The sequence below is a fragment of the Sorangiineae bacterium MSr11954 genome (genome assembly GCA_037157815.1).
In the GTDB taxonomy this organism is placed as follows: Bacteria; Myxococcota_A; Polyangia; order Polyangiales; family Polyangiaceae; genus Pendulispora; species Pendulispora albinea.
This window is the reverse complement of record CP089984.1, coordinates 3,972,510-3,994,134: the sequence shown is the minus strand read 5'-3', so window position 1 is coordinate 3,994,134 and position 21,625 is coordinate 3,972,510. Positions and strand designations below refer to the sequence as shown.

General features: G+C 67.1%; 12 protein-coding genes. 6 read left to right on the top strand and 6 right to left on the bottom strand.

Going from position 1 to position 21,625, the window contains the following annotated elements; all coding sequences use genetic code 11:
• Both LZC94_15805 and LZC94_15800 read left to right on the top strand, forming a co-directional pair.
• On the top strand, positions 1-2,775 hold the full coding sequence (locus tag LZC94_15805; GenBank protein WXB18689.1) for a hsp70 family protein: 2,775 nt from the start codon (positions 1-3) through the stop codon (positions 2,773-2,775).
• 36 nt (positions 2,776-2,811) lie between these two features.
• Positions 2,812-3,834, top strand: coding sequence for a 2-dehydropantoate 2-reductase (locus LZC94_15800; GenBank protein ID WXB18688.1), 1,023 nt, complete (start codon positions 2,812-2,814; stop codon positions 3,832-3,834).
• Between the two features lie 84 nt (positions 3,835-3,918).
• Here LZC94_15800 and LZC94_15795 read toward each other — a convergent pair whose 3' ends face one another.
• A complete protein-coding gene (locus LZC94_15795; protein WXB18687.1) occupies positions 3,919-4,476 on the bottom strand; it encodes a YXWGXW repeat-containing protein in 558 nt (185 codons plus the stop codon).
• Between the two features lie 81 nt (positions 4,477-4,557).
• On the opposite strand from LZC94_15795, the gene LZC94_15790 reads away from it, so the two are divergent.
• The 3 genes from LZC94_15790 (at position 4,558) to LZC94_15780 (ending at position 11,959) form a co-directional block, all read left to right on the top strand.
• Positions 4,558-6,693: a BamA/TamA family outer membrane protein gene (locus LZC94_15790; GenBank protein ID WXB18686.1), complete on the top strand. Its 2,136-nt coding sequence runs from the start codon at positions 4,558-4,560 to the stop codon at positions 6,691-6,693.
• Position 6,694: 1 nt separating this feature from the next.
• Positions 6,695-11,425, top strand: a complete 4,731-nt coding sequence (locus tag LZC94_15785) for a translocation/assembly module TamB (protein WXB18685.1) — start codon at positions 6,695-6,697, stop codon at positions 11,423-11,425.
• Between the two features lie 105 nt (positions 11,426-11,530).
• A complete protein-coding gene (locus LZC94_15780) occupies positions 11,531-11,959 on the top strand; it encodes a DUF6184 family natural product biosynthesis lipoprotein (protein ID WXB18684.1) in 429 nt (142 codons plus the stop codon).
• 123 nt (positions 11,960-12,082) lie between these two features.
• Here LZC94_15780 and LZC94_15775 read toward each other — a convergent pair whose 3' ends face one another.
• From LZC94_15775 to LZC94_15755, 5 genes are all read right to left on the bottom strand, one after another.
• Complete coding sequence (locus LZC94_15775; GenBank protein ID WXB18683.1) at positions 12,083-14,170, bottom strand: transketolase; 2,088 nt, start codon at positions 14,168-14,170, stop codon at positions 12,083-12,085.
• 295 nt (positions 14,171-14,465) lie between these two features.
• Positions 14,466-16,058 (bottom strand): hypothetical protein, encoded by a 1,593-nt coding sequence (locus tag LZC94_15770; protein WXB18682.1) that lies wholly within the window; start codon positions 16,056-16,058, stop codon positions 14,466-14,468.
• 253 nt (positions 16,059-16,311) lie between these two features.
• Positions 16,312-17,403: a putative glycoside hydrolase family 15 protein gene (locus LZC94_15765; protein WXB18681.1), complete on the bottom strand. Its 1,092-nt coding sequence runs from the start codon at positions 17,401-17,403 to the stop codon at positions 16,312-16,314.
• Positions 17,404-17,798: 395 nt separating this feature from the next.
• A complete protein-coding gene (locus tag LZC94_15760; GenBank protein ID WXB18680.1) occupies positions 17,799-18,674 on the bottom strand; it encodes an ATP-grasp domain-containing protein in 876 nt (291 codons plus the stop codon).
• Between the two features lie 174 nt (positions 18,675-18,848).
• Positions 18,849-20,285, bottom strand: coding sequence for a hypothetical protein (locus LZC94_15755; GenBank protein WXB18679.1), 1,437 nt, complete (start codon positions 20,283-20,285; stop codon positions 18,849-18,851).
• A gap of 567 nt (positions 20,286-20,852) precedes the next feature.
• Between LZC94_15755 and LZC94_15750 the strand changes: the two genes are divergently transcribed.
• A complete protein-coding gene (locus LZC94_15750; protein ID WXB18678.1) occupies positions 20,853-21,617 on the top strand; it encodes an FkbM family methyltransferase in 765 nt (254 codons plus the stop codon).
• The last annotated feature ends 8 nt before the right edge of the window (positions 21,618-21,625 follow it).

Genomic DNA, 21,625 nt, shown 5'->3' with positions numbered 1-21,625 from the left:
ATGAGCGCGCGCGTCGTCGGCATCGACCTCGGAACCACCAATACGTTGCTCGCCTTCAGCGAGGAGGGATCGGCGCCGCGCATTTTTGCCGTCCCGCAGCTGGTGAGCCGGACCGAAATCGAGGCGCGCGAGCTCTTCCCCTCGTGCCTCTTTGCGCCGACCCCCGGCGAGGTCGAGGGGGATCCATTTCAGGACGCGCCCTATGTGGCGGGGGAGCTCGCGCGGCGGCGCGGGGCCGAGGTGCCGGGCCGGCTGATCGTGTCGGCCAAGAGCTGGCTTTGCCACTCGGGCGTGGATCGAGCGGCGCCCATCCTGCCGTGGGGCTCCGAGGACGAATCGATCCCCAAGGTGTCGCCGCTCGACGCGAGCACGCGCTACCTCGCGCACCTGCGGACGACCTACGATGCGGCCTTCCCCGATGCGCCGCTCGCCGCGGCGGACGTGGTGCTCACGGTGCCGGCGTCGTTCGATCAAGGGGCACGCGAGCTGACCTTGGAGGCGGCGGCGCGCGCGGGGCTCTCGGTGCGGCTCTTGGAGGAGCCGCAGGCGGCGTTTTACGATTGCATGCAGCGCATCGGCGTGGCGGGGCTCGAGGCGTTGCTCGCGCGTTCGCGTTCGCGCTCGGGCTCGGGCGCCGGCGCCAACGCAGAGGCGGGCTCGGAGGAGGCGCACGTGCTCGTGTGCGACGTGGGCGGCGGGACCACGGATCTTTCGCTCATCCGGGTGACCCGCGGCGAGCACGGACCTTTGCTCTCGCGCGTGGCCACCGGCCACCATTTGCTCCTGGGCGGGGACAACATGGACCTGACGTTGGCCCACCTCTGCGAGGAGCGGCTCGCGACCCGATTCGATCCGGGTCGTTTTGCGCAGCTCACGGCCGCCTGCCGCGCGGCGAAGGAGCGGCTGCTCGGCGACGGTGCGCCCGAGAGCGCGCAGGTGACGGTGCTGGGGCACGGCGCGCGGCTGGTGGGCGGCGCGCAGAGCACCGAGCTCGGACGCGAGGAGGTGGAGCGCATCGTCCTCGAGGGGTTCTTTCCGAGGGTCGAGCGCGATGCGCGGCCGTCGCGCAGCCGCGGGGCGCTGGTGGCGTTCGGGCTCCCGTACGAGCGCGACGTGGCCATCACGCGGCACATCGCGTGGTTCGTCGCGCGGCACGTACCGGACGGAACCCCCATCGACGCGATCCTGCTCAACGGCGGCGTCTTTCGGGCGCCGCGGATCACGGAGCGCATGGCGGAGGTGATTCGCGCGTGGCACCCGAGCGACGAGGCGCCCATCATCCTCCCCCACCCCGATCCGGATTTTGGCGTGGCGCGCGGCGCGGTGGCGTACGGGCTCTCGCTGCGCGGTCATGGGCTGCGCATCGAGGGGGGCGCGGCGCACGGCTACTACGTGGCGCTGGGCGAGCAGCGCGCCATCTCCGTGGTGCCGCGCGGGACGAAAGAAGAAGTGACCACCGTGGCCGAGGGAACGCGCCTGGCGCTCACGGTGGGGAGGCCGGTGCGCTTCGATCTCTTCACCTCGGACGACGCGCGCATCGACCCGGCGGGCTCGGTGGTGACCCTCGACGACGAGCACTTCACGCCCCTGCCCCCCGCTGCGGTAACGTTTCGCGCCGACGAGACCAAAGGCGAAGTCGGCGTGGTGCTCGAAGGGAAGCTCACGGCCATTGGCACCCTCGATCTGGCGTGCGTCGAGGCCGACCCGCCCGCCGGCAAAGCGCCGCGACGTTTTCGGCTCGCGTTTCAGCTGCGCGCGCCGGCGGCCGACAAGGCGGAGGGGCGAGGCTCGTCCTTGCCGCCGGCGCCCGCGACCTCGCTCCGCGGAAAGCGCTTCGAGGAGGCGCGCGAGCTCATCGATCGCGCCTTCGGCAAGCCGCGCCCGGACGCATCGCCGCGCGACGCGAAGGATCTGGTGCGCGAGCTCGAGCGCCTGCTCGGCGAGCGAAGCAGCTGGACCACGCACGACGCGCGCGCCCTGTTCGATGCGCTCCTTCCATTTGCGCGCGGGCGGCGGCGCTCGGCCGATCACGAGCGCGTCTTCTGGCTCCTGGCCGGCTATTGCGTGCGTCCGGGGTTCGGCGATCCCAACGATCCCGCGCGGGTCGGGCCGTTGTTCGCGCTCTTTCCGGAGAAGCTCGCGTTCCCCGAGGGGCCCCGCGGCTGGCAGCAGTTTTTCATCGCCTTGCGGCGCATGGGCGCGGGGCTCGACGAAGCGGCGCAGGTGCTGGTCCTCGATACGTTCGAGGCGTTCTTGGCGCCCGCCGATCGCGGGAAGAAGAAGCCGAAGAAGCTCAAACCGGAGTCGCTCGACGAGCTCTTGGAGACGGTGTCCACCTTCGAGCGTCTCCCGGCCAACCGCCGCTCGGAGCTCGGCGGCTGGATCCTCGAGCGCACCTGGACGGAGCGCGATCCGCGCCTATGGGCCGCGCTCGGCCGCATCGGCGCACGGGTACCGGCCTACGCCAGCGTGCACCATGTGGTCACGCCCTTGGTGGCCGAGCGCTGGCTCGATCACCTGCTGCGCGAAAAATGGGAGCTCGTACCAACCGCGCCACGCGCCGCCGTGGAACTTTCGCGTGTGACCGACGATCGTGCGCGCGACGTGAGCGAACGTGTGCGGCGCGAGGTGGACAAGCGCCTCGTAAAACTAGCGGCCAAACCCGAGTGGATCCGCGCCGTGCGCGAGCACGTGCCGGTGGAAGAGGCCGATCGCGCCGCGTTCTACGGCGAAGGGCTGCCGCGGGGTCTGCGTTTGGTGGACCCCGGACCCTAGAGCACCGGACCGTTCGGTGCTCTACACTGCGAGGGCATGAACGACATTCGCAGAACCGACATTCGGCGGATCGTCCTCTGCGGCGCCGGCGCGGTGGGGAGCACCTATGTGGAGCGGCTCTTCGAGCTCGATCCGGAGTGTATCGCGGTCGTCGCCCGCGGCGCGCGGCGGGCGGACATTCTGCGGAACGGGGTGATCGTCAATGGCCGTTCGATTCGCGTGCGCTGCCTGGCGCCGCAGGGCGAAGGCGAGGGCAACGTCCATGGCCATGGCGACGCGCCCGGCGACGCGCCGCCCGCGGACTTGGTCATCCTCGGCGTCAAGCAGCACCACCTCACCGCGGCCATCGAGGACGTGCGCCCATGGGTGGGCGAGCGAACGATCCTCGTCTCGCTCTTGAACGGCATCTCGAGCGAAGCGATGCTCGCCGCCGCATTTGGCGCGGACAAGGTGCTTCACGCGTTCATGGTGGGCAACGATGGTCTGCGCGAGGGCAACGCGACACGGTATTCGAACTTCGGCCGCTTGGTGTTCGGCGCCGCCTCGGGCGACGTGCACGATCCGCGCGTCACCGAGGTGAGCGCGCTGCTCGAGCGGGCGCGCATTCCCCACGAGGTGCGCGCCGATATCGTGCGCGCGCTGTGGTGGAAGTTCATGCTCAACGTGGGGGTCAACCAGGTCTCGGCCGTGCTCCGCGCGCCCTACCGCGCGTTTGCGGAGGTCGTCGAGGTGCAGACCTTGACGCGCAGGGCCTCCTTGGAGGCGGTCGCCGTCGCGCGATGCGAGGGGGTGAATCTGACCAACGACGATGTCGACTCGCTCTTCCCCATTCTGGCGTCGCTCGATCCAAATGGCAAAACATCGATGCTCCAGGACGTGGAGGCAGGGCGAAAAACCGAGGTGGAGATCTTCGCCGGCACCGTGATCGAGCTCGGCCAGCGCCACGGTGTCCCCACCCCCGTGAACGAGCTGCTTCAAACGATGATCGCCGCGCTCGAACGCCTCGCCGGGGTTTACGGCCGCGGAGCCCTTGCTACGAGCGGCCCCAGGGCGCCCTGATGCGCGTCGCCAAAAAAGAACCCGAGGAACGTGGCATTTTTGCCACTGTTTCTTTCTTGCCCCGCCCCGGGGACGCGCGCGGCATCACCGGGCTCGAGGGTCGCCGGGCGGCGGATCCACGGGTGTAGGTGCGCCGGCATCGGCACCTTGGGGCGCGAGATCTTGCCCCGTGGTCGTGGAATCGCCCTCGGGATCGACCACCTCGCCGGGGCTCGCTTTGGCCAGGGCGAGCGCGGGGGGCGCCGGCACCTCATTTCCCGATTGGACATCGCGCCAGCGTCCTTCGGCGGCGAACAAGGTCCCTGCCCCATTTCGAATCACCGCGCGCGGTGAGAACGCGGTGCCCGACGCGGGGATCACCCAGCGCCCGCTGCGCCATGCCCAACGGCGCGCATGCCACGCCCATTCGCCGTCGATCCACACCGCACCCTCGCGCGGCGAATCGGGGATGAACTCCACCTTGGCCGGCGGCGGCGGATAAGGAACTTCGACCAACGCTTCGGACGTTTGCCGAACGTACGGCGGGCGCGGATGCCTCGCATACCCGCATGCAACGGATACCCCCGCGAGGAACATGAGCAGGAACAGGCGCAGGACCACGAGCCCTGCGCCCTCTCCCCCATGCGTGCATCGTTCGCGCATGCACCTGCGCGCAGCAGGAGGCGTGCCGAGGTGTACGGATGGCCCTCCGGTTGCTTTGTACCCATGGCTGCGGTCCTTCGCTTGAGATGTCTTTTCGCCACCTTGGTCACGCCGATCGTGTCCGCCGTGCGCCTCGTGCCCGCCCTGCGCCTCGTGGCCATCCTACGCGTCGCGCTGATGCTGATCCTGCTGGCCGGCTGCGCGAGCGTCCCGAAAGGGCGCATGGCCGTGGACGACGTGAGCGTTCGCGGCGCGCACGAGCTCGATGAATCCGACATTACGGGCAAGCTCGCCACCAACGCGAGCCCCAAATTTCTCATGCTCTTTCGAGGCGTGGTCTTCGATTACGAGATCCTCGACCGCTTCGTCTTGCAGCGCGATCTCGCGCGGGTCGAGCGCTTCTACCGCGCAAAAGGCTATTACGAAGCGCGTGCCACCGCGGGCCGGGTGCTGCGGACCAGCGAGGGGCACGTGCGGGTCGAGGTGGTGGTCGAAGAGGGACCGCCCGTGCGGATCGAGCGGGTGACGGTGACCGGGCTCGAAACCATCCCGCCCCCCATCCGCGAGGCCGCCGCGCGCGCCGCCCGGGATCGTTTGAAGCACGGCGCCCCGTTCGCCGAGGACGATCTCACCGCGGCCGAGGGCGACGTGCGGCGCGCGCTCAGCGATCGCGGCTACGCCTATGCCAAGGTGACCCGCGGCGCCGCCGTCGATCTGGTGCGCCACACGGTCAAGATCGTCCTCGGGGCGACCCCCGAGAACCCCGCGCGCTTCGGCAAGGTGACCATCGAAGGCTTGCGCGATCTGCCCGAGGCACCCGTGCGGCGCGCCATGAACTTGAAGGAGGGCACCCCGTACTCCGAGGCGGAGCTCGACAGCGCGCAACAAGCCATTTTGGATTTGGGCGTCTTTGCGTCGGTGGAAATGAAACCCGATTTGCAGAACCCCGCCCAGGAAATCGTGCCCGTGACCGTGAAGGTCGAGCCCTCGCGGCTGCGCACCGTGCGGCTGGGCGGAGGGTTCGAATTCGACCAATTGCGAACCGATATCCACGGGCTCGTCGGGTGGGAGAGCAAAAACTTCCTCGGCGGGCTGCGCAGCTTTCAGGTCGAGCTCAAACCGGGGCTGGTCTTCTATCCGACCCGCATCAACCACCTGGTGCTGCCCGAGCGCTTCTTTCCCGAGGAGAAGCTCCGGGCGGAGCTGCGGCAGCCAGGCTTCTTGGAGGCGCGCACCACGGGGTTCATTCGCCCCGAGTTCAATGTCTTTCCGGTGCTCCTGAACCCCAGCGCAGAGACCAAGGATCCGGTCTTGGGGTATGCCGAGTTTCGCGGCGCGACCGGCGTCGATCGCACCCTTTGGAAGCTCTATGTCGCCCTGAGCCACAACGTGCAAATCGACGTACCGTTCATGTACCAGGGCGCCCGCGACCCCACCCTCTCCACGGTGGTCGTGAGCTACCCCGAGCTCCTGACCCAGCTCGATTTTCGCGATGACTCCGTGCACCCGCGCAAAGGGATCTTCCTCGGCAACGATTTGCAAGTAGCCGGCCTCGGAGGCAATGTTCGGGACGTCCGGATTCAACCCGAGATTCGCACGTACATCCCGGTCGCGGCCAAGGGCTCGTTCGTCACCCGCTTGTCGGTCGGCTTTCTATTCCCCTACAACTACGGCGACGCCGTGCGCGATCCCTCGCGCAGCCTCTCCGACGCCGATCGCACGCGCGATCTTCAAATCATGTTCTTTCGCGGGTTCTTCTCGGGCGGCGCCACCTCCAACCGCGGCTATCCGTTTCGCGGGGTGAGCCCGCACGCGTTCGTCCCCTTTCTCAACCCCGAGACCGCCGCCGCGCAAGTGGCGAGCGCGTGCGCCCCCGGTTCGCTCGATCCGAACTGCACCATTCCCGTGGGCGGCTTTACGCTCTGGGAGTTTCAGAACGAGCTGCGGTTCACCATCCACGGTCCGCTGGCTGGGGCCGTCTTCTGTGACATGAGTGACGTATCGCCGAACACCGTGGACATTCGCCTCGCGCACCTGCACCTGTCGTGCGGCGCCGGCGCACGTTACGACACCCCTGTGGGGCCCATTCGCTTGGATATCGGCTACCGAATCCCGGGACTTCAAGTGCTGGGCGGCCGCACCCGCGACGAAAAAGTGCCGTCGGATCTCTTCGGCATTCCAATTGCCATTGCCTTCGGCCTTGGAGAGGCATTCTAAAATGCGGCACCGCGCGACCGTCCAATCGGCCAAATCGGCCAAACCTCGAAGCCGCGCGCGCCGGGTCCTCGGGGTGATCGGCAAGGTGGTGGGGACCACGGTTACCTTGGCCGGCGCCACCTGCGCCGGAATCCTGCTTCACCTCGACCGCCCGGCTACGCGCCGCGTCGCCGCGTCGCAGCTCAACGCGCTGCTGGCCAGCACCTTCAAAGGCCGAATCGCCATCGAGAACGTGGCGCATCTGGGGCTCGATGGGGTGCGCGGGGTGCGCGTGCGCATCACCGATCCGAACGGCACGCAGGTGCTGTACGCCGACGACGTAAGCGCCGAGCTCTCGGCCATCGCGGTGGCCAAATCGGCGCTCTTTGGCAAAGGCGATATCGACGTCGCCGTGCGCGCGGTGGACGTCGCCTATCTGGACGTCAATGTCGACGAAGACCAGAGCCCCGAGCACACCATGCGCCTCCTTCGCGCCTTGGAGTCGAAGGACACCTCGCCCCCCGCGCCCGAGGACCCCACGGCGCGCGGTCTGCGTCTATCGTTCCCGCGCATCGTCCTCACCCATGGCTGGGTCCACGGCACCATGGCCGGCGCGCCCGCGCTCGACGTGGACGCCGATGGTCTGGGGGTGCGCGTGCTCGTGGCCCCCAAGGAGACGCGGGTCGATTTGGACCGCGCCCAGCTCACGGGCCGCGGCATGCCGAACCACCTCGATCCGCACGGGGAGGCGGAGTTTCATCTGGTCACCCCGTCGGCGGGCGGAAAGGGCGTGGATCTCACGGGCCGGTTCGGCGGCGACGTGGGCGGCGTTCCAGCCGTTGCTCGGGCAACGATGAACGGCGACCGGCTCGACGCGGTGCTCGACGTGCCGCAGGCGGAGGCGGAGCGGCTGCGTCCCCTGTTCGATCCCTCCCCCTCGCCCTTGCGCGAGCCCTTTGCCGCGCACGCGGAGGTCCACGGGGACATGCCGAGCTTGAAGGCCACCGCGGCCTTGCACGCGGGCCGCGGCGCGGTGGACGTCGCCGCCACGATCGGCCTCGATCCGGACAAGACGCATATCGTGGCGCACATCGATGCGCACGACGTGGACATTCGCGCCTTTTCGGAGACGGCGCCGGCCTCCCGGCTCGCGGCCGCGAGCGACATCGAGGTGAACATCGGACCCGCGGGGGCGCTCTCCGGCACGTACACCTTTGCGCTGGCGCCGGGCTCGGTGGGAACGAACCCGGTGCCCGCCGCGCAGCTGCGCGGAAAGTTCACCGAGGCGAGCGCGCGGGTCGAGGGGACCATCGCGGAGCGCGGGGCGCCCGTCGCGCTCGAAGCGACCATGCAGCAAATAGGCGATCGGCACCGCGTCGATTTTTCGGTGTCCTCGAAGGTGCCGGCCCTAGAGCGCATCCCCCGCCTCGAGGCGATGAGCGGGCAAAATTTACCGGTGACGGGCGCCGCCGTGTTGCGGGCGACCGGCACGGTGGACGTGGAGGGCGCGAGGCTGGATGCGCGCCTCGAAGCAAACGCCACGAACGTCGTCTACGGCGACACCGCCAAGGTAGCGCGCGCCGCGATTCGGGCGCGCGCCACGGGGGCGTTGTCCGCGCCCATGGTCGGCGCCACGGTGCAGGCGACCGACGTGGTGGCCGGCGAGTATGCCTTCCACGACGTGCGCGCCGGCGCCCGTCTCGATGTGGCCAACATGGCCGTCGAGGGCGCAAGGGTATCGCTGGTGCGCCAAGGGGTCACCCTGGATGCGCGCGTGGCCAAGGTGGCGGCGGCGCACGGCGCATTGAAGGTCGATGGTCTGGTGATCGATGGGCTCGGGGCGCCCGCGAACGCGTCGTTCGTCAAGACGGCGCGCGGGCTCACCGTGCACGCGAAAACGGACGGGCTCGATCTCGCGAAGGTGGCGCGGTTCCTCGAGGTGCAAGATCAGGTGAGCCACGGGACGCTCGCCTTTGCCATCGATGCCAACCTCGCGAAGGGGGCCAGCACGGGCAAGGTGGAGCTGGGGTTGCGCGAGGCCACGGTCTCCAAGCTTCGAAATGGAAACATGGAGCTGGTGGCGACGCTCGACGACGAGGATCTGGCGGTGGCGCTGCGGGCCGATTTGGCGGAGGCGGGCCATCTGTCCTTGCAAAGCTCGGGGGTGAAGCTGGGCTCGGCCAAGGGGCCGCTCGACCCGGCTGCGTGGACGAACGCCATCGGGCGGGCCGCCATCGAGGGCGAGCTCGATCTGGAGAAGATCGCGTCGCTGCTCCCTCCGCGCGCCCTCCCCTTCGGCGAGGTGAAGGGCTTTTTGTCCCTGGAGGGAACCCTCCGCCGCGACTCGGCAAAGGTGGCCCCCGAGGTGGCCCTCTCGACGCAAACGCGCGGGCTCGTCCTCACCGGGCCCGCGCCCGAAGAGCCGCCCCCCGTGGGCAGCACCCGCGTGCTCGCACCGCCGCCCTGGCGCAGCAACGATGTGGACGCCGGTTTCAATGTGCGGGTCGACGCGACCAGCGGGCACGCGGAGGTGACGGCGCGTTTGACCGATAAGCACGGCCTGCTCGCCAACTTCGATATGAAGGCCGATATCCCGTACAACGAGCTATGGACCGATCCCGACAAAGGGCGGGCGGCGGCCGAGCTGGAGAAGGCCCCCTTCGAAGCGCGCCTGTCGGTGCCGCGGCGCAAGCTGTCCGAGCTCCCCGCGGTGCTGCAAACGGCGGGGATGCCGGGCGCGCTCGAGCTCGATCTCACCGCCGCGGGCCGCGCCACCGCGCCGCGGGTGCAGCTGGCGGCCAACCTGCGCGACGACCAAGACGGCCAAGGCTCATCCTCCCCGCTGGTCCAAGCCACGAGCACCGATCTGCTCGCGACCTACGACGGCCAGCGCGCCGACGCCTCCGTGCGCATGCAGGCGCTGCGCGGCGCGGGTCCCAAGGCGCCGCCGGCCGGCGAGCTCTTGGCGGCCGAAGCCCATGCCAAGGTCGCCATCGAGGATCTGATCCACCCGGCGCCGGGCCGCGAGCTGCCTTGGGACGCCAACCTGCGCGCGAAGTTGAGCAGCTTTCCGCTGGAGATCCTGGCCCCGCTCTCCGCCATGCCCATCCGCGGACGGATCCATGGCGAGATCACCGTCGACGGCCTGCACCAAGACGCCAAGGCCCGCGCACGCATCGACGTCGAGCGTCTCATGGTGGGCGAGGCCAAGTACAAGGGCGGCTTCATCCAAGCGAGCGCCGGTGGAAATGCGCCGGCGGAGGCGGTGGTTCGCTTGGATCAGGACGACGGATTTTTGGAGGCGCGCGCACGCGCCGGCGCCCAATGGGGTGCTCGGGTGGCGCCCGAGCTCGATCCAACGCAGCCCCTCGAGGCGTCCGTCTCCGCGCGTCACTTTCGCGCGGCGGCCTTGGAGCCCTTCCTCGCGGGCGCGGTGGCCGATCTGGACGGGTACCTCGATGCCCGCGCGCAGGCCAAGCTGGATCCGCGAACGCGCGACGCCAAGCTGAGTGGCAGCGTGGCCTTTCGTCATGGCGTCGTCAACATCCCCGCCCTGGGCGAAGAGCTGCACGGGGTGCGGGCCACCGTTCGCTTGAGCGAGGACGGGCGGGTGCGCGTGGACGACGTCGTTGCCCGCGGGACCGAGGGAAAAGTGTCGGCCAACGCGGAGGCCAAGCTGGCGGGCTTGTCGCTGGTGGAAGCGTCGGGCAAGGTGCATATCTCCGAGCGCGAGGCCATGCCCTTTGCCTTGCAGGGGCAACCCGTGGGCACGGTCTTCGGCGATGTGCGCGTCGCCTTGAAAACGGCGCCCAACGGTCGCGACAAGACCATGACCGTGGACATTCCGAGCTTCCACACGAAGCTCCCCCCGACCGGGGGAAACTCGGTCCAAGATCTCGAGGCGCGGGACGATATCCGAGTCGGGGTCGAACGGGAGCGCGACAAGCTGACCCGGCTGGCGCTCGATCAAGAAGATTACGAGAACCTGGGCAACGAAGACCAACCGAAGGAGCCGCCGCCCATTCTCAACATCGATGTCCACCTCGGCGACGTGGAGATTCGACGCTCCACGGACGTCAAAGTGGGTGTCACCGGCAACCCCAAGATTCAAGTGGGGGAGAAAACGGAGATGTCGGGCCAGCTTCGTCTCACGGGCGGATTTATCGAGCTGCAGGGAAAGAAGCTGGAAATCGAGCACGGCACGGTGACCTTCGTGGGGGAGCCGAGCAATCCCGAGCTGGTGGTGACCGCGCGCTGGAACGCGCCCGACGGCACCTTGGTGTATGCCGATTTCGTCGGCCCGCTCGAGACGGGCAAGGTGAATCTGCGCTCGGAGCCGCCCCGGCCCAAGAATGAAATCATGGCGCTGCTGATGTTTGGCACGGCCGAAGGCTCGCAATCGACCCCTTACCCTCAGCGCCAGCCCGATGGAACGGTCCGCGCCGTGGGGATGGGCGGAGCGTATGTAGCGCAAGGGGCCAACAAGGCCATCGAGGATCTCGCGGGGACCGATCGCATCACCGCGCACATCGATACGACGCAATCGGCCAACCCGCGGCCGGAGCTCGAGTTCCAATTGTCGCGCAGCCTCTCGGTGAAGCTGGGTCGCGCGCTGGGTATCCCGCCGCTCGACAGGCCCGACCGCAACTTTTTGATCATTGGCTGGCGGGTCAAACGCAATTGGACATTGGAGACCACCTTTGGGGATCGCGGGACATCCATCGTGGATGGGGTGTGGCAGCGCCGTTACTGAAGCGGAGTGCGGATCGGCACGCATCTCGCAGCCCGTTCTTTCAGCGGAGGAACAAGCGGTGGCGTATGCACCGCGCGGAAACCCACTGAAAAACGGAGGTGATTCATGAGCAGCTTCACCCGCTACGCGGTACCGTTCGCATGTTGCATGGCTCTGGTCGGGTGCGACCGAGAGCGCTCCCCGGAGCATTCGCCGGGCACGACCACGGTGACGGGAGCCAATGTGCCATCCGTCGCGAACGCCACCGCCGTAGGTCGCATTGCCGACGCCCGGTGCGCGCGCGAGGCCACCTGCAACAACATCGGCACGGAAAAGGCTTATGCCACCACCGGCGTATGCGCCCAGAAGATCCGTGCGGACATGAGGGACGATCTCAACGCCGCCGACTGCCCCGCCGGCGTGGCGCCCAAGGAGCTCGACGCGTGCGTGGCGGCCATCAAGGCCGAAAACTGCAACGATCCCCTCGATAAGCTCGAGCGCATCACCGCCTGCCGAACCAGCGCGCTCTGCTTGCACCCTTCGGGCGCGCGATGACGATGCGTTGCATTTGAATCTCCGCTACGAGGACGTGCGGGAGGGAGCCGGCCGCCGGGGCGCGGCTCCCTTCGTGGCGGCGCCCCGGCGCTCGCAGCGCCCCCGCGCTCGCGGCGCCTCGGATCAGTGCGTGCGCAGCGACGAGCCATTTTTTCGGGGCGCTTCCGGATCGGTGAGGAGCGGCTCGCGGCGGACATGGCCACGTGCGTGCACTTCGCACGCATTTTCCTCCGTCGGTCGCTCATCCTCCCCCGCCACGGCGATTTTCCAAGCTGCCGGACGGCCGCACACGTAGCAACCTCGCGCGCGCGCGTCGGTCTTGCCGTCGGCCCCCGGCTGAGAGACGAGCTCCACGGCCGCGCGCACGATGGCCTCTGCGTCGATGCCCGCCGCATGAAGGAGCTCCGCCGGGGTACCCGAAGTCGGCATTTCACGAACGGCAAGGTGTCTCCATCGAACGGCGAGCGGCTCGTCGGGCGCCTCCCCCAAGCAGGCGCGAATGGCGTCGCCGAGACCTCCCTCGGCCCAATGATCTTCCACGATGAGGGCATTTCCGTGCGCCTCGCGGATCGATTCACGCACGGTCCTCGCGTCGATGGGCTTGATGGAGTACATATCGACCACGCGCGCCGCGATCCCCTGCGACGCGAGCTCGTCGTGCGCTCGAAGCGCTCCGTGCACCGTGATGCCCGCCGCAAAGATGACCACGCGATCGTCCGGCGATTGGCGCAGGATCTTGCTGCCGCCTGGCGCGAAGCTCTCGGAAGGATCGTAGAGAACGGCCGTCTTTTCGCGGGTGGTGCGGAGGTACACGATGCCTCGGGTCTCGGCCATGGCCGCCACCAGCTTCGCCGTTTGGTTGGCGCAACAAGGATAGAGAACGGTGCTGCCATGCACGGCGCGCATCATGGCCAGATCCTCGAGCCCCATCTGCGAAGGACCGTCTTCGCCGATGGAGACCCCTGCGTGCGAGCCGCAGAGCTTCATATCGGCCCGGGAGACGGCGGCCATGCGAATGAAGTCGAACGCACGCGTGAGGAACGCCGCAAAGGACGAGGCAAACGGGACGTGTCCGCGCACACCGAGGCCCAAGGCCGCCGCGATCATCTGCTGCTCGGAAATGTACATTTCGAAATACCGCTCGGGGTGCGCCTTGGCGAAGTCCTCGGCGAACGTGGAATTGCTCACCTCTCCATCCAAGGCCACGATATCCCCCCGGGCATCGCCCAGCGCCGCGAGCGCCTCCCCGTACGCTTTTCGGGTCGCCACCGGCTTGGCGCGCTCGTAGCTGGGCAATTGAACGGCTTTGGCGGGGGCCACGCGCGCGGCCCGATCCACCGGAGGAGGGGCCGCCAGCGAAAGGGCGAGCGAACGCGGCCCGCCCAAGTCGGCGATCGCTTTGGCCGCCTGCTCGTGGTCCAGGGCTTTGCCGTGCCAGCCGTCTTCGTTCTCGAGGAACGGAACGCCTTTGCCTTTGATGGTCTTTGCGACGATCAGCGCCGGTACATCGGGATCGCGCACGGCCTCGTCGTAGGCGCGCGAAATGGCGGATACATCGTGTCCGTCGACCTCGACGGCGCGCCAGCCGAACGCGCGCGCCCGGGCCGTATAGGCGGCCGAGTCCCAGCCGAGCGGCGTTTCGCCGCGCTGCCCCAATCGATTCATATCGAGGATGGCCGTCACATTCCCGAGTCGGGCGTGACGCGCGTGATCGAGAGCTTCCCACATCGAGCCCTCGGACATCTCGCTATCGCCCACGAGGACCCAAACGCGGTAGGGGCGCTTTTCCAGGCGCTTTGCAGACAGGGCGAGGCCGACCGCGATGGGCAATCCTTGCCCCAACGATCCCGTGGCGACGTCGACCCCCGGGAGCACCGGCACGGGGTGGCCCTGCAGCCGGCTGCCCAGCCGCCGGTACGAGAGGAGCTCGGCCTCCGAGAGGACCCCGATGGCTCGGAGCATCGCGTAGAGCAAGGGTGAGGCATGTCCCTTGGAGAAGATGAGGTGGTCGTTGTTCGGATTGTCCGGGTGCGCCGTATCCCAATGAAGATGGCCGCAGAGGAGAACGGCCATGAGATCGGCCGCCGACAGGCTCGAGGTCGGGTGGCCGGACTTCGCCGCCGTCGAGCAGCGAAGGCTGTCGATGCGAAGTTGCGTGGCGAGCTCCCGAGCTTGCTCGGGGTGCTCGATGGATCGGTTCGCGTTCATCATGGTTTGCAGTGCAACCGGCGCGCCCCACCCTGTCGCATGGGGCGCGCTTTGCATACCGGCGCCCTCGCAAGGTCCAGCCGCGCTTCACCATGCCGTAGGTTCGCCATGCCGCAGGGGCGCGTTCGCGACATAGGACGGGCGCGTTTTGCAGCGTGACGCGGATCGCCTGCCTTCGCATCGCCTGCAACGAGACGCCCCCGCCCATCGTGTCGATATGCCACGTCCCGTTTGGAAATACCGTCCAGTCTCGTTTGGAAATACCCGTCCAGCTCGAGCCGAAATCGTTTCACGATGCTCAACCATCGTTTGCGCGCTCGGGCGAACGGCGGCCCCAGCGCCGTAAGGGCAAAATGAAGGTCGCGACCGCGAGCAAGATGCGCGATATCGGACTCCGGCGCGACGTCTTTTTGGACTTCTTCTTATCGGAGCTGTCGGAGCTGCAACCCCCGCCGTCGTCATCGTCTTCGCGACCGGGATCGTCGGAGTCGCAGGAGTCGTCCGAATCGTCTTGTTTACCGGGTTCGTCCGAATCGCAATCGTCGTCGGTGGGCTCGGAGCTTCGGGGCCGATCGTCGCGGCCGCAGCTCTCGCTGCTCTGGCTGCTGGACGCGCTCGTGCTCGAGTCGCTCGAGCTCCTGCGCGAGGGCGCCGTGGATCCACCGCAACCCCCTTCGTTCGATCCATACGAAGGCGGGTTTTGCTTGCTGCCGCCCGACGTGCCCGATCCGCCACCGCCGCCCGATCCACCGCCGTTGCAGAAAGCCGTGCCCACGCGCAAAATCGGGACCGCGGGATCGTCGGTAAACGAGAGAGCCAAATCGGGCGACACAGCGCCTCCGGCCGTGCGCCCCACCAAGCGCGTGAGCCATACGGATTTGGGCCGATACGAGGAGACCGCGAGCGCCACATCGTGGCTGGTGGCGCCGCACGCCAAGGGGCTCGACGGGGTGCACGGCTCGACGGGCGCGCCTGCGAGCAAGGCGGGCGCGCAGAGAGCGGGTGCCACCGTCTCCGCCGCGGCGGTCGCGGATTGCGTGCAGGACGCCGCGGATGCGGTCCCATCGCCGTATTGGCGGGCGCGCTCGAAATAGTCGCTCACCAGCGATTGCACCCGGTGGGGGCTGATCCGCTGTTCTTCGACCACCGCCGAGGCGATGGCGCTCTCGGTGATGAAGCTGCCCGGCGGCGCCCGCGCGAGGAGCTCGTCGCGTTGAAGTAGATAATCCGAGCGGGAGCCATACCAATGAATCGTCGTAGGCGCCGCGACGGCCGCCCCCATGGTGGCGCGCTGGCCGCCGATGACGAAGGCGGTGACGTCGACCGCGCGCGACGAGCGCATGAGCGACATCGGAACAATCAGCCGGGGATCGCGATCGACCACACGGATCGTGGGGAGCGACGGGCCCATGCCATGGATCCACGCCAGATCGTACGACGCGGCGAGCAGGCGATGAAGCTCGGCGCGCGTCTGCGCCGGCACCGACGTATTTCCAAGCTTGGCATCCAGCTCCGCGCCGGTCGTCAAAATGCTCACCGCGGGCGCCGCCTCGGACGCGCGCAGCTTTTCGGCGCTGGGCACGGTCTCGATGGCGTTGCCGCCACACGCCGAGACGATGCGCGGCGCCGTGACGGTATCGAGCGATTCAATCCAAGCATCCGACACGGTGTCGACGGCGGCCTCGTGCCCGACGGGGATCACCCATGAAAATGGCTGCGACACGGCGCCGGCGGAGATGGAGTACCAACGCGTCGTGCGATCGGCCCCCGGCGCGATCGCGATGCGCACGTGCGTGGGCTCGGCGCCAATGGCCGCGCCGGCGCCCTGCGCGGAGCGGGCGGTGACCGCGAGAGACACGAAGACGAGGAGGCCAAGTCCGAATTTGCCCACGTGACGACACATCGCAATTGGCGGGCCATCGCCCGGTGCGAAGACACGGAGCCATTCCACCGCGAAATCATTCGGCGGCGGGGTGTGACTTTTTCAAGCCTGTGCGCGGCGCACCACAGGGAATGGCCACGCCGCGCAAAGGTGAGGAGGGCGCCGGCTCGAGTCGACATCCCGCCAGGCTCCGAGGTCCACCATGGACATCCCGCCAGGCGCCGAGGTCACCGTCGACATCGAGCCAGCACCGCTCGCCGCTCTACCGGATCGTGGCCTTCTTGGTGTTCGAATCCACCACGACCTTCCCTTGGGCAAAGGATCGCGTCCATACGCCCTTGGGCTGCTCGACGGCAGCACCCTTGGGCGCCCCCAAGTCGAAGGTCCACGCCGAATTGTACGGATCTCGTCCGGTTTGAGGCCCGCCGCCGGTCGAGTAAGCGAAGCCTCCCCCCACCGACGACTCGTGCCAAAGCAGGAACGAAGCGCGCGTGTAGCGCATCTTGTCGGTGGCCTGTGCGCCGCCTCCGTGCGGGAACGCATAAAACGGAATACCGGCTGCGACGATGTCGCGATGCAAGGAGGCCATCCATGCCCACATGGCCCCGCCGAGGAGCTCCGTGTCGGCCGACCACGATTGATAGTGCTCGCGCGCATAGGCTCCGGCGAGCTTCGCCCAGCGCACCTGCGTCGCGCGATCGGAGTCGTAGAGCGAGGCCACGTTGGGCATGAACGTTATGCCGGCCGACTTCAGCTTGGGCGAGACGCGCTCCAGAAACGACTCGACGGCGCGCGTCCACGCAATGTTGCTCGCGTACTTGGACGATGTCCCCGACCAGGACGTGAGGAAGCTCTCACCCATGTTCACGTCGTCGCCGAACACACCATGAAAGCCGCCGCTGCGGGCATAGTCGACGGCGCGCTTGGCCCACTCGTCTTGGTACGCTGGATTTCCAACGTCGTACAGGTGCAGGGATCCATTCCAAAACGTGATGTCCTTCCCTGCCCCATCCTTGAGGATCCAATCCGGATGATTCGCCTTCACCCACTGATACGGCATCCCCGAGGGCCATGTCGCGTCGGGCGTCTCGTCGTACGCACCCGCCGTTTCGAAGTACATGAAGAGGCGCATATTGGGGTTGTTCGCCTTCAGCTGCGCGAGATCGATGTGGTCGCGCATGTAGCTCTGGAGGACCTCCCACGAATACGCGCCAGCGTGCTGGGTAATGAGCGACCTCTCGTCCCAATCGAGGTACAATTGACCGAGCGAGTTCGTGCTCGCGGCTCGGGTGTCGTCTCGCCCGATCGCCGGGCCCGCATCGCGGGCCGCGCGCACGTCGGCAGAATCGGGCACGGAAGACGCCGGGTCGGGTTCGTCCGATGCTTTGGACGCCCCACACCCGAGGAGACCGCTCAGGGCGGCAAAAATGGCCAGGCAACGTTGTCGTGTAAAATTCGATGATATCGATTGCATTTGCACCTTGGTCGAGTTCCAAACGTAACATACTCCCATGGCCGCAATACCGCATTTGCCCAAATTAAAATGGCAATCCAGGCCCACTGATCGATTCGATTCACGATGTGATATGGCGCGTATCGTACTTTGCCGAATCATGATTTCGGGTCCGTGCGCGCACCCGGCCGCGGCACCGCTGCTCGCGGGTCCGGACGTCTCGAGGTCCGCTCATCCGGTCGTCCGGGCCTGCACCAGGCCGCGGGCGCGGATGCGGAGGTCGTCCGCCCCGGTCTTCAACCGAGCATGGCACGATAAACGTCGCGCGGATCCATTTGCTCGGGCAATGTGGAACAGCCGCCATCGTTGAGCTCGAGGATGGTGTAACCGCCGCCGGCGAGGCGGGCCACGTCGGCCGTGAAGAACGGCGAGGCCACGATTCGACCCAGGTACGCGAATCGTTCCGGCGATGGGAGCTCGGCGTCCACGTCGTAATACGGAGCATGCGCCACCAGACGTCCGTCCCAGAAGACCAAACGATGCTCGTCGGTGACCCGACGCCGCTCGGGGGTCCAACCCGGATGGGTCGCGAGCTCGAGGTATTTCTTCACCACGAACCCGCGCTCGAAGCGCTCGCCGCGCAGCTCGAGGAGCTTCTCGCAAACGGCCGCGAAGTCATCGAAGTCCGCGCCCTCTGGGACGAAACACGCGCGGTGCCACGCTTCCTTTGCCGACTTCACGTGATCCTTCACGACCCACGGCGGCGGCCCGAGCTCCTGCGCGACCTCCCACGCCTCTTGGATGCTCTCACCCTCCGTCCAGCGCGCCGGGGCCGTACGTTCACCCAGGAGCGGAAGATAATTGGGCGCATACGTGGCCTCGGCGAAGCTCTCGGGATCGACCACCAGCTCCTCACCGCGATCGCCCATGGCCTCGTACAAGCTCGTGTACTCCTCCTCGTTCAACATCCACCCACGGTAAAGCCATGTGCGTCCCCGGGGCCGCGGCAGGCCCCTCAACGCCCGCTCCACGTCACCATCGACGATGCGGTCGAGCGGGATGGCAAACGATTCGATCCCTAGCTCCTCGGCCGCGAGAACCTCGATCTCGAAGCGGTCGTCGGCGTCCGGTGCCCGCTGCGGCCGGCCGAACAAAATGGTGAAATCACCCATGGTCGCCTCCTTGGTGAGGCGTGGAAGCTAGCCACCGCGCGCCGACATACCAGTCTCGCAATGGCCGCGCACATGGTGTATCCATGAATCGGCAGGGTCGTTGGCGGCCCGCGCAGGTCTGGCCCGGAGGCGGGATATCGCAATATCCGAATCGCGCAAATCAAACGCGCCGACTCAGAATCCTCTCCGGGGAAAGCGGCGAATGAGCCCGTCCGTGGAACGTGTCCAATACACGTAGATGGAATCGGCGGCGATGCCCGCGATGTCCTGATCGCGGACGAGGGGACGGGTCGTACCGTCGTACGAGGCGAAGTAAATCGTCGTCGGGGTCGCCATCCAGTACGTATTGGTATCGACATTTCCGCTGTCGTCGATGATGTTTGGCGCTGTCCGAGCGGCCGCGTTGTCCGCCGGCCCGAGCGACGTCGCCATGGTCTTCGGCGGACCATAAACGGAGAACCACAGGAGATCGGACGACTCCACCCACCAGAGACGAAACCCGAACGCCTGAAGGCCGCTGGCAGCATAGGGGCGACCCTCGACCCGCGGCGAAAGCGCGATCGCGCCGCCGTCGCCCGCGCGCGACGCGCTGGCGATCGCATGATTCGTCCCCGTCGTGATTCCGATGTACAGATTGTTCGAGTCCAAGTCCACGGCCAGAGCTCGTCCGGCAGGAAGCCCCGTATAAAGCGTGACCGGCGACTCGTTGTAATAGCCGTTCCGCCAGGTGACCAGCGAGCCGCCCGAGGTGCGGCAGTACACGGTGCGGGTCGCGTCGACCGCAATGCCATCGCACGCCGGCGCGTTCGCGAGGTGTGTCGTCCCGTATTGGAGTCCGAAATTCGATTGAAAAATGAGCCCGGCGTGCGGCTCGACCCGAAAGAGCGTTATCGTGTAGGAGGTCGCTCCGGTCACCGGACGGAGGTAGGGTTTGGGCGGCGCGGGCTTGCTCGGTTGCTCGATCATCCAGATCGAGTGACCGCCGCTGCCCGTCGCCAGGAAATAGAGGGTCGTGCCCGACATCCCTATGTCGGCGCCCTTCACATTGGCGATCCCATCGACGATCTCGGGCGTTCCACCGTCGGCGCTCCCGTCGCCGCCGCCGTCGGGCAGGCCGCCCGAAGGCCCGAACTCGGCGACGAGCCGATAAGCCAGAGGGACCTTCGCATGGAGCTGGCAAGCGCTCTCCTGGCCCTCGGGCGGCGCCCCCGTCGTCTCGCCGAACGGCAACGTGATTTCGAGCTGGCCCGCCGAAACGGACGACGGTTCGGCGGAGCGCGTGATGGGATTGCAATTCGAAGGGCCGCGCCCCGCGCTGGACACCGCGGTCGTCTCGAATGTCCATCCGCGAAAGCTTGCGCCGGGCTCGGGGATCGCTTTCAGCTTCAGGCCGGATTCCTCGCCGCGCGCCGCGACGACGTGCTTTGCAGCGCACTGCCCCGGGCAATCGATCCCCGGCCCATTCGTGGTCACACGCCCCGGCCCTCGCACGGTCACGAAGACCTCGGCGCCGAACGTTCCAGCCGAATCGATGTTCGTGTTCTTCTCGTCCGAGCAACCGACGGACGCCGCAAAGACGGCCCCCGTGATCACACAGACGGCGGCCGCCATCGTTTGCACGCGAAGCCAGCGCGAAGCTCTTCGAGAACGAGACGAATTGCAACGGGTGGAGGAGCGCATCGACATCACGCGATTCTATATGCACCGCGGCTCCGAGCGCGCCGAAAATGACAATCCCGAAGATGTGAAATCCCATTGCACACGTGGTTTCGTATCGGTAAGCGCGGCGGGAGAAGCCTCGATCGTCCGGGGTGAGAACACGGCGTTCATACGCCGTTCCCCTGGGCGAGGCACCACGGAGGCCACGTTCGAGGTGACGATCGCGCCACCGCCTCGCGGGCGACGCACACGCAACTTTTGCACACGCGTTCGGCGACCGCGAGGCGTCGTGCAAACGGGTAGTTTGGCGTTCTTCGCCAGAATTTGTCGCAAATTGCCATCGGTTCGCCGGCTATCTTCAGCTCGTAACATGCAAATACCGAAGAAACTTCGTTTTGGCCCCTCCGCCGTTCGCTGAAGATTTTCGAGCCATCGTGGCTTCGAGTAACGATGGATAGCCGCCGCTGGTGCGAAATGAAAAGGAAAATGCTCGAATTCAAGCTACCCGATGGCGCAACCATGTTTCATTTGCATGCAGGCGAGTGCGTCTTCTTGTACGAGGAAATCTTCGAGAGGAGATGTTACGCAGGCAACGGATTGCGCCTCGACCAAAACGCACCGGGGTGCATCTTCGACGTCGGCGCGAACATCGGCATGGCGACGTACTTCTTTCACAAGGAGTACCCGGGCAAGAAGATCTTCGCCTTCGAGCCCAACCCCAGGGCGTTCGAGGTCCTCTCGGCAAATGTTGCACGATTGGGGATCGAGGCCACCGTGCTTTCGTGTGCCCTGTCCGATTCGCCCGGCACCGCCAAGCTGACGCACTATCCGAACAAAAGCTGTATGTCGGGCTTGTACGCGGATCCCGAGGCGGACGCGCGAACGACGCGTGCCTATATGATCAACGAGGGCATGGATCCCGAAGACGCCGACTTTTTGCTCTCCGAGACGTTCGCGCCGGAGCAGTACGATTGCACGTTGACGACGGTTTCATCGATCATCGATCGAGACCGGATCGAAAGCATCGATCTGCTCAAAATCGACGTCGAGAAGGCGGAGCTCGACGTCTTGCGCGGGATCCGATCGGAGCATTGGCCGTTGATCCGACAGGCCGTCATCGAGGTGCACGACTTCGGAGGGAGGCTCGCTTCGATTCGCGGCTTGCTCGAAACACATGGGTTCCATTCCACGGTCAAACAAGACCCCAAATTGAAGGGAACCGGTCTTTACGATCTCATCGCGGTGCGGCCGGATGAAGAGACGCGCGGATCGCGCGCGCGGTAGTCGATGAA